Source organism: Sphingomonas corticis, assembly GCF_012035195.1.
Classification (GTDB): domain Bacteria; phylum Pseudomonadota; class Alphaproteobacteria; order Sphingomonadales; family Sphingomonadaceae; genus Sphingomonas; species Sphingomonas corticis.
Map to the genome: position 1 here is coordinate 133,572 of NZ_JAAVJH010000007.1, position 11,741 is coordinate 145,312.

At 68.0% G+C, this 11,741-nt stretch carries 10 protein-coding genes and 1 pseudogene; 2 read left to right on the forward strand and 9 right to left on the reverse strand.

Translation table 11 applies throughout. From position 1 onward, the window contains the following. Window positions 1-6: 6 nt before the first annotated feature. From HBH26_RS13095 to HBH26_RS13105, 3 genes are all read right to left on the reverse strand, one after another. Window positions 7-330: a hypothetical protein gene (locus tag HBH26_RS13095; RefSeq protein ID WP_168135066.1), complete on the reverse strand. Its 324-nt coding sequence runs from the start codon at window positions 328-330 to the stop codon at window positions 7-9. A gap of 86 nt (window positions 331-416) precedes the next feature. Next, window positions 417-1,646 carry a hypothetical protein gene (locus HBH26_RS13100; RefSeq protein ID WP_168135067.1) on the reverse strand — a complete coding sequence of 410 codons (1,230 nt, stop codon included), beginning with the start codon at window positions 1,644-1,646 and terminating at the stop codon, window positions 417-419. A gap of 162 nt (window positions 1,647-1,808) precedes the next feature. Beyond that, window positions 1,809-2,846, reverse strand: a complete 1,038-nt coding sequence (locus HBH26_RS13105) for a helix-turn-helix transcriptional regulator (RefSeq protein ID WP_168135068.1) — start codon at window positions 2,844-2,846, stop codon at window positions 1,809-1,811. A gap of 339 nt (window positions 2,847-3,185) precedes the next feature. Here HBH26_RS13105 and HBH26_RS13110 point away from each other — a divergent pair, with 339 nt between their 5' ends. Further along, the gene (locus HBH26_RS13110) at window positions 3,186-3,452 is read left to right on the forward strand and encodes a hypothetical protein (protein ID WP_168135069.1); all 267 of its coding nucleotides are present in this window, start codon (window positions 3,186-3,188) and stop codon (window positions 3,450-3,452) included. 201 nt (window positions 3,453-3,653) lie between these two features. Here the strand turns inward: HBH26_RS13110 and HBH26_RS13115 are convergent, their stop codons facing one another. The 6 genes from HBH26_RS13115 to HBH26_RS13140 all read right to left on the reverse strand — a co-directional run bounded on the left by HBH26_RS13115 (window position 3,654) and on the right by HBH26_RS13140 (window position 11,328). Beyond that, entirely contained in the window at window positions 3,654-4,574 is a 921-nt protein-coding gene (locus tag HBH26_RS13115; RefSeq protein ID WP_168135070.1) for a cation diffusion facilitator family transporter, read from the reverse strand. Then, the gene (locus HBH26_RS13120; protein WP_168135071.1) at window positions 4,571-7,795 is read right to left on the reverse strand and encodes an efflux RND transporter permease subunit; all 3,225 of its coding nucleotides are present in this window, start codon (window positions 7,793-7,795) and stop codon (window positions 4,571-4,573) included. Before HBH26_RS13120 ends, HBH26_RS13115 begins: the two co-directional genes overlap by 4 nt. Window positions 7,796-7,799: 4 nt before the next feature. Next, window positions 7,800-8,942: an efflux RND transporter periplasmic adaptor subunit gene (locus tag HBH26_RS13125; RefSeq protein WP_420824990.1), complete on the reverse strand. Its 1,143-nt coding sequence runs from the start codon at window positions 8,940-8,942 to the stop codon at window positions 7,800-7,802. A 17-nt stretch (window positions 8,943-8,959) separates the two neighbouring features. Continuing rightward, window positions 8,960-10,222, reverse strand: coding sequence for a TolC family protein (locus tag HBH26_RS13130; RefSeq protein WP_168135072.1), 1,263 nt, complete (start codon window positions 10,220-10,222; stop codon window positions 8,960-8,962). Between the two features lie 51 nt (window positions 10,223-10,273). Continuing rightward, the gene (locus HBH26_RS13135) at window positions 10,274-10,606 is read right to left on the reverse strand and encodes a hypothetical protein (RefSeq protein WP_168135073.1); all 333 of its coding nucleotides are present in this window, start codon (window positions 10,604-10,606) and stop codon (window positions 10,274-10,276) included. Window positions 10,607-10,707: 101 nt separating this feature from the next. Continuing rightward, window positions 10,708-11,328 (reverse strand): cation efflux transmembrane domain-containing protein, encoded by a 621-nt coding sequence (locus HBH26_RS13140; RefSeq protein WP_145119753.1) that lies wholly within the window; start codon window positions 11,326-11,328, stop codon window positions 10,708-10,710. Between the two features lie 69 nt (window positions 11,329-11,397). Here HBH26_RS13140 and HBH26_RS13145 point away from each other — a divergent pair. Next, window positions 11,398-11,622, forward strand: a pseudogene (locus tag HBH26_RS13145) (MerR family transcriptional regulator); the annotation flags it as partial. Window positions 11,623-11,741 lie beyond the last annotated feature (119 nt).

Genomic DNA, 11,741 nt, shown 5'->3' on the forward strand with positions numbered 1-11,741 from the left:
CACCGTTCAAGGCGCCGGCGCCAGCGAGATGGTGACGTTCATCGCCGCGTTGATCGCGACGTTGTTGCCGGTGTTGACGTTCAGGATCGACAGGCCGGACAGGTTCTGAAACGCCTGTCCGTCGATCCGCGCCTCGCCCGTCGACACGTTGTCGCCGACGCTGTTGCGGCTGACGCCCGCGGTCTGCACCGCGCTCGCCTGCTGCCGCGTATCCTCCCGCCCGGCCACGGTACCGAGCGCCTCTTCCGTCAGCGCCGCGCCGAACGGGGCCTGCTGGGCATGAGCGGTGGCGGGAAAGGCGACGAGGAGGAGGAGGAGGAACCTGCGCATCGGGCATACTCCGGCACGAGAGAAAACGTGGGCCCGCGACGACCGGGGGCAGATCGCCGCGGGCCCGAAAGGTCGGCCGGAGAGGATCAGAGGCCGACGTCGCCGGTGGAGGCCGCGACGGACACGCTCGCGTTCTGCGAGGCGCCGGCGCCGGTGTTCTGGTTCAGTGCCTGCATCCCGGCGAAGTTCTGGAAGGCACTGCCGCCGACGGAGAGCGAATTGTCCGCCGTGGTGCCGCCGTCGCGACCGCTGAAGGTCACGGTCACGCCGGTTACGTAGCTCGACAGCGTGGAACTGGCGACCACCGCGCCATCGCCGAAGACGCCGCCGTTGCGCGCCCCGCCCGTGACGGACGAATTGTCGGTGGAGGAGCGATCCGCATTGTCGTTGTAGCTGTCCGCCACCTGCACCGACCGGTCCGAATTGTCGTTGTTGCTGTCGTTCACGGAACTGTCGTTGCCCGAATCGGCGACGGAGATCGTCGTATCCGTGGAATTGTCGTTGTTGCTGTCGCTGACGGAACTGTCGTTGCCGGAGTCCGCGGTATTGACCGAGCGATCCGAATTGTCGTTGCCGGAGTCGGCGGTGTTCACCGAGCGATCCGAATTGTCGTTGCCGCTGTCCGCGATGTTGGTCGACCGATCGGAATTGTCGTTGCCCGAATCCGCGACCGACGTGGTCGTGGTGGTGGTCGAATTGTCATTGCCGGAATCGGCGACCGACAGGTTCGTCGTGGTGTTCGTCGAGTTGTCGGAATTGTCGTTGCCGCTGTCGGCGATCGACGTGTTCGTCGTTGTCGAGTTGTCGGTGTTGCCGCTGTCGGCGACGTTCGTCGAATTGTCGTTGTAGCTGCCGTTCACCGAACTGTCGTTGCCGGAATCGGCGGTCGACGTGTTCGTCGAGTTGTCGGAACTGTCGTTGCCGCTGTCGGCGACGGACAGGTCCACCGAATTATCGGTGTTGTTGGTCGTCGTCGTCGTCCGGGTGGAATTGTCGTTGCCGCTGTCCGCGGTGGACGTGGTCGTCGAGTTGTCGGAGCTGTCGTTGCCGCTGTCCGCGATCGACGACGTGGTCGAATTGTCCGAACTGTCGTTGCCGCTGTCCGCGACGGCGGTGTTGCCGCTGTCGGCGATCGAGGTGTTGGTCGAATTGTCCGAACTGTCGGTGGTGCGGACCGAATTGTCGGTACTGGCATCGCCGAGCGCCGCGGTTTGGCCGGCGCCGGCGCTGTTCGTGGTGGTGGTGTCCTGCGCCACGGCCGGCACCGCGAACAGCAGCGCTGCGACCGAGCACGACGTGAAGAACTGGCTTTTCATCGAACGGCTTCCTCTCTGTTACGCCTCGCCTCCTTCTGGCCGCGTTGGGCCTGGACGATGCGGCGCCGGGGGCGGCACGTCTCGTTAATCGCTTGTTCACGTTTCGGTATCTGCCCCGATGTGAGGATTATCGACGCCCCCGCATGGGGGTAGTGGCCAGGCTCAGACGAGGGTGGCGGCCATGGCGCCGGCGGCGCCTGCGCCGCGCGTGCGCACCGTGCTCTTCAGCATCAGCCACACCAGCTCGGCCTGCCGGTTGGTGTCGGTCTTGAGGAAGATCTGCTTGAGGTACGACCGCGCGGTCATCTCGCGCACCCGCATCGCCGCGGCGGCGGCGGCCAGGCTGACCCCGTCCGCCAGCAGGCAGGTCAGCCGCGTTTCCACCGGCGACAGGCCATAGAGCTTGCACGCCGGTTCGATCAGCGCGGCGAGATCCTCCTCCGGATCGAAGAGATAGACGATCGCGGCCGGCGCATCCGCGTCGTCGGCAACACCCGCCGCCTGCGCCGCCACCACCGCCGCCATCAGCGGCCGTCGCGCGGTACGGGGCAGCGCCACCACGGGTGCGGCGGCATCGGGAACCTCGGCGCTGATGACGTGCTCCACCGCCGCGTGCAGTTTCAGCGTGTCGGCCAGCGTCGCACCGCCCAGCATGGCGCCGCGCATGCGCAAGCCGTCCCCTTGCGCGATCAGCGCGCGGGCCGCGGCGTTGGCGAAGGTCGGCATCCCGCGCGCGTCGACCAGCACCACGCCGATGTCGGCGCGGTCGATCGCGCGGGTCAGCGCGCGCACCCGCGCCTGCGCCCGGCGGCGCTGCCACCACGCGCGGGCGAACGGTTGCAGCAGCGGCTGGAGCCGGGCGGAGGCGACCCGCGCCTGCGCCCGCGTCGTCTCGCTGAAGCGCCGGAAAACGGTGCGCACCGTGATCGTCCCGCCGCTCGCCGGCACGCTGGTGGTCAGCATCGCCGCGCCCGCCTCGCCCGCCAGCGCGAGCCACTCCGGTCCGGCGCCCGCCTCGCCCAGGCTGGCATCGCGCGCCGCGTCGCAGGCGCCGTCGCTGAACAGCACCACCGCTTCTCCGCGCTCTCCCCGCTGCGTGATGAGGATGCCGTCGGCGGAGAAATCGCGCAGGATCTCCGACATCATGACGGACAGGTGATCGTCGTCGTCCTCGGCGGGGGGGGCGGGTGTTGACGCCATTGCGGACGGGGTCTCGGGCGCGGACGGGATCGGTCGAAACGCCGGCCGCGCGCTGCTGCTCCGCATCATCCCCCCCGTCCAACTTCTCAGGTCAGGCCGGCGAAACCCTTCGGTTATCGATAATGATCCCGCGCCATCGTGAATAAATCCGTCGACGGATGAAGATCAACGGAGCAAATCTACAAAAGCGGCAACATATAACCTGGGTTACGAACTCCGGATCATAGAATACGTCGCAATTGTATATTTCCGCCGCATTGGTCGTTTCCGGCGTCGGGTGGCCGTTGCGGAGCTCGGCTGATCGTAGATCGAGGTCGGGATCGTGCCACTCGACTCGCGATGCCAGAGAACGCCGCGTCGATGCGTCCGGCGGCCATCGTGGTGGGGGGATTTGACCGGCCGATGAAGCCAGCGGCCGTGGCCCGTCTGCTCGACGAAGACGGGGATACCTGCGGCCAAGCCGAGGCCGGCTGCTCCATGCTCCACGCGACTGGCGGCGACCAGCTTACGGTCTTCGACGAGGCAGCGTCATGTTCGGAAGGACGGGAAATGGTGGAGCCGAGGGGGATCGAACCCCTGACCTTCGCAATGCCATTGCTCAAATAACTCGCTCTTTTGTTGATTTTGCACGGTTTTCTGGTGCGATACCAGCAAGAACAGGTTAGGAACATCGCCGTTCTGCGATACCGCTGCGATACCAGGTTTGAACAAGAACGCCGTCATCTCCAGGGACGCTGCATTCCACGCGCTGGCCTTGAGCCCCCCTCCTCTCGGGCATCCTGCGGGCTCCTTGGCACCGGTTTGCAACTAGATCACGCCATCCGGCTCGAGGCGGCACGGCGTTCCCGCGTCGGTCTCGATTTGCACCGTTGCGTGATCGATCCCGAACTGGTCGTGCAGCGCCGTGGCAAGATCGGCGGTGTAGGCGTCCCCCGGATAATCGCCGGGCATGAGCAGATGTACCGTGAGCGCGGTTTCGGTCGTGCTCAGCGGCCAGATGTGCAGATCGTGGATCGCCGCGACGCCCGGCCGCTGGCGAAGGAAGTCGGCGACTTCCTCTGTATCGAGACCCGGCGGGGTCGCTTGCAGCGACATGTTCACCGAGTCCCGCAGCAGTCCCCAGGTGCCGATCGCGATGACGGCAACGATGACGAGGCTCGTTACCGGATCGATCCACGCCCAGCCCGTACGCGAGATGATGAAACCCGCCACCACCACGCCGGCCGACACTGCGGCGTCGGCCACCATGTGGAGGAAAGCACCACGCACATTGAGGTCGCCCTTGCGGCCGCTGGCAAACAGCCAGGCGGTGACGCCGTTGATGACGATCCCAATGGCAGCCACGATCATCACGGTCGTGCCCGCGACGGGCGCGGGTTCGCTGAACCGGCGGATCGCCTCAACTGCGATCACAGCGATCGCGACGAGGAGCAGCAGCGCATTGAGGAAGGCGGCCAGGATCGAGGAGCTGCGCAGGCCGTAGGTGTAGCGGGCGCTCGGTGACCGCTTCGCGAGTGTCGCCGCCCCCCAGGCGATCACCAGCCCGAGCACGTCGGACAGGTTGTGCGCGGCATCGGCGAGCAGCGCCATCGAGCCGGCGAGGATGCCGTACACCGCCTCGACGACGACGAAGCCGATGTTGAGCGCGGTACCGATCGCGAAGGCACGCCCGAAGCTCGCCGGGGCATGGCTATGGCCATGCCCCGCATGATCGTGATCGTGGCTCACGCGTGCGCTCCTGTAGGCACGATGCCCGGTTCGTCAGGGTCGATCGCCGCCGGGCGCCACCCGCCGAACCGGGCGTAGAGCGTCGGCAGAACGAACAGGGTCAGCAGGGTCGCCGAGATCAGCCCGCCGATCACCACCGTGGCGAGCGGCTTCTGGACCTCCGCGCCCGCGCCGTGCCCTAGCGCCATCGGCACGAAACCGAGGCTCGCCACCAATGCGGTCATCGCAACGGGCCGCAGCCGGAGCAGCGCCCCTTCGCGCGCGGCCCGGGCGCGGTCCATGCCCTCTCGCATCAAGTCGTGGATGGAGGAGACCATCACCAGTCCGTTCAGCACCGCCACGCCCGACAGCGCGATGAAGCCGACCGCGGCCGAGATCGAGAACGGCATGCCCCTCAGCAGCAGCGCCAGGATGCCGCCGACCAGCGCCAGCGGCACGCCGGTGAAGACCAGCGCGGCGTCGCGCACCGATCCGAGCGCCCCGTAGAGCAGCAGCATGATGACCGCGAAGCAGACCGGCACCACGATGGCGAGCCGCGACCGGGCGCTGGCCAGGTTCTCGAACTGGCCGCCCCAGGTCAGGTAGGTGCCGGCGGGCAACGCCACCTGTGCCGCGATCTTGGCCTGCGCCTCCTCGACGACACCGGCGACGTCGCGTCCGCGCACATTGGCTTGGACGACCACGCGGCGCTTGCCGTTCTCTCGGCTGATCTGATTCGGCCCGTCTCCCAACCCGATTTCGGCCACGGAGGACAGCGGCACGAACGATCCGCTCGCGGTCGGCACAGGAATCTGGCCGAGCGTCTGCAGATCGGCGCGCGCCGTCTCGCCGAGACGGATCACGACCGGGAAGCGGGCGTCGCCTTCGAAGATCACGCCCGCCTGTTTGCCGCCGACCGTCGCCGCGACGACGTCCTGGACGTCGCCGGCGGACACCCCGACCCGGGCCATCGCGTCCCGGTTGGGACGGATGTCGAGGAGCGGCAGACCCTCGGTCTGTTCGACCCGGACATCGGCCGCACCGGGCACCTTGCGCAGCACCTCGGCGATCTGGACCGCGGTCGCGTTCATGCTGCCGAAGTCGTCGCCGAATACCTTCACCGCGATGTCGCCGCGCACGCCGGCGATCAGCTCGTTGAAGCGCATCTGGATCGGCTGGGTGATCTCGTAGCCGTTCCCGGCGATGGTCGAGACCTTCTTCTCGATCCGCTCGACCAGCTCCTCCTTGGGCAGGCTCGGATCGGGCCACTGGTCGCGCGGCTTGAGCATCACGAAGGTGTCCGTGGCGTTGGGCGGCATCGGGTCGCTGGCGATCTCGGACGTGCCCGTCCGCGAGAAGGCATATTGCACCTCCGGCTCGCGGCTGATCGTCTTCTCGACGGCGAATTGCATGCGCTGGCTCTGCTCGACCGAGGTGCCGGGCGGACGCCACGCCTGGACGAGGATGTCGCCCTCATCGAGCTGCGGCAGGAACTCCTGGCCGAGCGTCGTGAAGGCGAGCGCGGCGAGCGCGACCGCCGCGAGCGCGCCGCCCATGGTGAGGCTCGGGCGCCGCATCGCGGCATCGAGCCCCGGTTCGTAGCGGCGCTTGAGCCATGCCACGATCCGGCTTTCCTTTTCCTCGACCTTGCCGGCCAGGAACGCGGCGATGGCGGCCGGCACGAAGGTCAGCGACAGCACAAAGGCGAAGATGAGCGCGATGATGACGGTAAGCGCCATCGGCTCGAACATCTTGCCCTCCACGCCGGCGAAGGTGAGCAACGGCGCATAGACGAGGATGATGATCGCCTGGCCATAGACAGACGGCCGGATCATCTCGCGCGCCGAGGCCGCCACGATCGCCAGCCGCTCCTTGAGCGGCAGGAGCCCTCCGGTCTCGTGCTGGCGAGCGCCGAGGTGACGGAGCGCATTCTCGACGATGATGACTGCGCCATCGACGATCAGGCCGAAGTCGAGCGCGCCGAGGCTCATCAGATTGGCCGAGACGCCGGCGCGCAGCATTCCCGTGGCGGTGAGCAGCATGGTGATCGGGATCACCATCGCCGCGATCAGTGCCGCCCGGAAATTGCCGAGCAGCGCGAACAGCACGACGATGACCAGCACAGCGCCTTCCGCGAGATTGCGCGCGACCGTCGCGATCGTGGAGTTCACGAGTTTGGTGCGGTCGAGCACCGGCTTGACCACGATGTCGGTGGGCAGCGAGCGCCCGATGGCCTGCAGCCTTTCACCGACGTTGGTCGCAACGGTGCGGCTGTTCTCGCCGATCCGCATGACCGCAGTGCCGACCACCACCTCATGGCCGTTCTCCGACGCCGAGCCGGTGCGGATCCCCTGCCCCGCCTTCACGCTGGCGACCTGGCTGAGAAGCACGGGCACGCCCTCGCGGGTTGCGACCACGGTGCGCGACAGCTCGTCTGCGGTCCGAACCCGCGCATCCGAGCGGACGAACAGACCCTCGCCGTTCCGGTCGACGGTGCCCGCGCCGATGCTGGTGTTGCTGCGCTCGAGCGCAGTGGCGAGGTCCTGAACAGTGAGCCGCATCGAGGCCAGGCGCTGGAGGTCCGGGATGACCAGATATTCGCGGTCGAAGCCGCCGAGCGAGTCCACGCCCGCGACCCCCTCGGTACCGCGGAGCTGCGGCGCGACGATCCACTCCTGGACAGTGTGGAGGAAGGTCGCCTTGTCGCGTTCGCTGACGAGGTGCTCGCCCTCGGGCGTGATGTAGCTGCCGTCGCGTTGGAGCCCGGGCTCGCCGTCACGGTGCTTCACGCGGTTGAGTTCCTGATACTCGACCGTCCACATGAAGATGTCGCCGAGGCCGGTGGCGATCGGCCCCATCTCGGGCATCACGCCCTGTGGCAGGCGCTCTTCGGCCATTCGCATCCGCTCCGCGACCTGCTGGCGCGCGAAATAGATGTCCGTCTTGTCCGTGAAGACGGCGGTGATCTGGGCGAAGCCGTTGCGGTTGAGCGACCGGGTATAGGCGAGGCCCGGAATGCCCTTGAGCGAGGTTTCGATGGTGAAGGAGACCTGTCGCTCGATCTGATCGGGCGACAGCGATGGCGCCAGTACATTCACCTGGACCTGGTTGTTGGTGATGTCGGGCACGGCATCGATGGGAAGGCGCTGGAGGGCGAAGATGCCTCCAAGCGCGGCGACGAGGGTGAGCAGCAGGACAAGCCAGCGCCGCTCGACCGAGAAGGTGACGAGGCGGGAGATCATGGGCTCAGTCCATGTCCATCTCGCCACCCTTGCCGAGTTCGGCCTTCAGGGTGAACGAGTTCGTGGTAGCGATCCGCTCCTGGCCGGTGAGGCCGGAGCTGATGATGACCTGGTCGCCGTTGCGTCGGCCTGCCGTGACGGGCACCGCGCGGAAGCCGTTCGACGTTCGGACGAAGACGACCGTGCGGTTCTCGACGCTCTGCACTGCCGTCGACGGCACCGCGATGCTGCGGTCACCGGTAGCGGGCAGCATGAAGCTCGCCGTCACCGGCTCACCCACGCGCCATGTGCCCCCGCCATTGTCGAGCGTGGCGATGACCTGGACGAGACGGGTGCTCTCGTCGAGCGCCGGCGACACGAACGACACCCGGCCTTCCTGCCGGCGACCGGCAGCGGTCACCTCGACGCGGATGCCCGGCCGGATCCGACCCGCATCCGCCGGCGACACCGAGGCTGCGATCGTGACGCGCGACAGGTTCGCCACCCGGTACAGCTCGGCATTCGCGTCGACGGTCTGGCCGAGCACCGCGGGACGCGCGATCACTTGGCCCGAAATCGGCGAGCGCATGGCGATGCGATTGAGCGCACCACCTCCGCCCCCCGTCGCGCCGAGCTGCTGCTGCGCCAAGCGCAGCGCGATGTTTGCTTCGGTCGCCGCAGTGCGGGCCGCCACCAGATCCTGCTCGGGCGACACGCGCTCGGCGAACAGCCGCTGCTCGCGCCGGAGGTTCGATTGCGCCAGGGCTGCGCGTGCGCGGGCGGCTTCCACCTCCGCTTTTAGCGAGGCGGCTTCGCGGCTCTCGATCACCGCGATGGGATCGCCCTGCCGGACGGACTGGCCGAGGTTGCGGGTGAGCGCGACCAGACGACCGCCGATCGTTGCCGAGACCACTTGGACGCCCTGCGGGTCACCCTGGACGAGCGCGGGCAGCTCGATCGCGCCCGCCACGCCGCCCACCGTCGGCCGGGCGACCTCGATGCCGGCATCGGCGATCTGCCGGGCGGAGAGGGTCACCGCGTCCTTGTCGGCCTTCTTCTCGGCGCCTTCGCCTTTCTCCATCCCTTCCATGCCGGCCATGTCGTCGGCCTTCTTCTCACCACCGCCGCAGGCGACGAGGGCGAGCGGGAGGAGAGCGGACAGCATCATCCGCGCGTGATTATTCTTCATCGTGCGTCCTTCGCGTCGGTAGGCGCCGGGGCGGCGAGCCGTTCCAGCCGGGCCTGTGCGTCATGATAGGCGGCGAGCGCGTCGATCGCGGCCGCGCGGGTATCGGCGAGCGTGCGCTCCGCCTCGAGGAGATCCAGCTGTCCGAACTTGCCTTCGCGATAGCCGATCCGAGCGATCCGGGCGGCTTCCTGCGCCGCGGCGAGCGTCGGCCCCGTGGCGTTGCGCGCAGTGGTCGCGGCATTGGCGACGTCGGCCTCAGCCAAAGCGATCGCCTGTTCGGCGTCGAGCAGCGCGACACGGCGCTGTGCATCAGCTTGTTGGCGCTGAGCCGAGGCGAGATCGACCGCGGCGCGGCCGTTGTTGAACAGCGGCAGCGGCACGGAGACACCGAACACGGCAGCCGTGTCGTTGGTCGCTTCCAGGCGCCGCGCCGATGCGCTGACCGTCACGTCGGGTACGCGCTGGCTCCTGGCGAGCCGGACCTGCGCCGTGGCCGTGGAGAGGTCCGCTTGTGCGGCCGCAGCGGCCAGCGTGCCTTCGCTGCGAACCGGCAGCCGTGGCCCTGCCCCCTCGATCCGCGCAAACCAGGCGGCGTCGAGCGTGCTCGCGCCGCGTCCGATCAGGCGGGCGAGATTGCCGAGCGCCACCTGTGCCGAGCGGTTCGCCCGCTCGGCCGCGCCATCGGCATTCAGCCGGGCGACGTCGGCGCGCTGCTCTTCGAGCGGCGAAGCGCGCCCTGCGGCGACGCGGACGCGGGCGGCGCGCAGTACCTCGGCTGCGATCCCGACCTGCTCGCGGGCATTGGCAGCCCGGCGCTGGGCGGCAACGGCATCGTTATAGGCTTGCGTCACCCGCAGCCGAAGATCGGCCCGGGTGATCGCCGCATCGAGCGAGGCGCGATCGAGCTGGGCGTTGGCGACTGCCACCCGCGCCGATCGCTTGCCACCGAGTTCGAGCGGCAGGGAGAGGCCGACCGTCGTTTCGGACGAGCGCAGGCCCCGGTACATGCCAGTCCCCGCGACGTTCTCGGTCATGGCATCGAGCGATGGATTGGGCCGCAGGCCCGCGACCGCGCGTTGCGCTTCGGCCGCCTTGATCCCGGACTGGGAGGCTTCAATTGCGGGTGATACGGCGCCTGCGGCGGCGAGCGCCTCATCGAGGCTCAGCGACGGTGCCGACGCCTCCGTGTCCTGTGCCTGTGCCGACGTGATCGCCGCACAGGCCGTTGCGGCCAGGACGGCCGCCATCATGCGTTTCATGTTCAATGCTCCTGACGAACGGTATCCGGGCGCGTGCGCGCCCGCGCCGCGTCAGGCCTGCGGTGGTCGCAGCGCCGGGTCGTCCTGGTGGGCGAGGCCGAGCGAGGTCGGCTCACTCTCGAATTCGACCCAAGCGCCCGTCATCGCGACGGTTATCGGGCTCTCGGCCGGGGCTGTCACGCAATGCCCGTGGCAGGCCGCGTGGTGGTGCCGGTACCCCTTGTCCGCGTCGGCCGGTACCTCGTCGCAGTCGCCAGCGGCATGCATGGCGGTCTGCGCCTGCGGGGCATCGAGACACGCGCCGTTCTCCGTCGCATGCGCAACGCCGGTCCAGCCGGTGAGCACCAGCATGAGGCAGAGGAAGAAGGGCAGCAGCTTGCGCATCCGACGTCTTCCTACCACGCTACCGCTCTTGCGTAACCCTGCGGGACGAGCGGCAGCGGCCCGACCTGTCCACGACAGGCTCGGCGCCCGGTTGACGGCGGTCATGCTGCCCGGCCCATTTCAGCCAAGGCACCACGCGTGATCTCCCAGGCCGAGTGCAGGAACAGCAACGCGATGACGCCGGCGACCGCGAGGTCGGGCCACGCCTTGCCCGTCCATGCGACCAAGCCTGCGGCTACGATCACAGCGACATTCGCGAGCGCGTCGTTGCGGCTGAACAGCCAGATCGCGCGCACGTTGGCATCGCCCTCACGGAAGCGGGCAAGGACGAGCGCGGCGCTGACATTGACGATCAGCGCCACGACTCCGATGCCACCCATCAGGTCGGCTTCGGGCGCCACGGCGTTGATCGCCCGCCAGATCGCGAAGCCGATCACACCCAGGCCGAGCGCGCCGAGAAAGAGGCCTTGTGCGAGCGCGATCCTCGACCGGGCCTGCGCGGTCCAACCGAGCGCGATCAGGCCGAACAGCGAGATCGTGCCGTCGCCGATGAAGTCGAGGGCATCGGCCTTGAGCGCCTGACTGTCGGCGACAAACCCGCCGACGATCTCGACCAGACCGAAACACAGGTTGAGCAGAACGACGATCCAGAGGGCGCGACGGTACGCGGGATCGTTGATCGCACTCCGATCCGGAACTGAGCAGCAATCGCTGCAAGCCATGCGTCGTCGCCCTTCGAGTATTCGATGCGACGCTCTATATGGACCCTGTAGTTGGTACAGGGTCAAGAGATGAATGCACTGACGATCGGCAAGCTCGCGGCCGCGACGGGCACGAAGGTGGAGACCGTTCGCTATTATGAGCGTGCTGGTCTCATCGCTCCCCCTGCGCGCACGGATGGAAACTATCGCTCTTACCGTCCGGAGGATCTGGAGCGACTGCGCTTCATCCGCCGCACGCGCGATCTCGGCTTCTCACTCGACGAGGTACGAGCGCTGTTGAACCTGGCTGTGGATCGGCGTGGAAAAGGGACCCCGGTAGCGGGGTGATCGGCGTCGAAAAAGGACCCCTCATCCCGGTGGTCTAGGCTGCTCGCTTGGCGGTGTGTCAGGCGGCGAGATCGGGATGCTGGTAT

Bases quoted from the DNA above. Each gene is read 5' to 3' on its own strand.
- HBH26_RS13105 (WP_168135068.1), bottom strand. From the start codon at position 2,846: ATGGCGTCAACACCCGCCCCCCCCGCCGAGGACGACGACGATCACCTG.
- HBH26_RS13120 (WP_168135071.1), bottom strand. From the start codon at position 7,795: ATGATCTCCCGCCTCGTCACCTTCTCGGTCGAGCGGCGCTGGCTTGTC.
- HBH26_RS13130 (WP_168135072.1), bottom strand. From the start codon at position 10,222: ATGAAACGCATGATGGCGGCCGTCCTGGCCGCAACGGCCTGTGCGGCG.
- HBH26_RS13100 (WP_168135067.1), bottom strand. From the start codon at position 1,646: ATGAAAAGCCAGTTCTTCACGTCGTGCTCGGTCGCAGCGCTGCTGTTC.
- HBH26_RS13095 (WP_168135066.1), bottom strand. From the start codon at position 330: ATGCGCAGGTTCCTCCTCCTCCTCCTCGTCGCCTTTCCCGCCACCGCT.
- HBH26_RS13140 (WP_145119753.1), bottom strand. From the start codon at position 11,328: ATGGCTTGCAGCGATTGCTGCTCAGTTCCGGATCGGAGTGCGATCAAC.
- HBH26_RS13135 (WP_168135073.1), bottom strand. From the start codon at position 10,606: ATGCGCAAGCTGCTGCCCTTCTTCCTCTGCCTCATGCTGGTGCTCACC.
- HBH26_RS13125 (WP_420824990.1), bottom strand. From the start codon at position 8,942: ATGATGCTGTCCGCTCTCCTCCCGCTCGCCCTCGTCGCCTGCGGCGGT.
- HBH26_RS13110 (WP_168135069.1), top strand. From the start codon at position 3,186: ATGCCAGAGAACGCCGCGTCGATGCGTCCGGCGGCCATCGTGGTGGGG.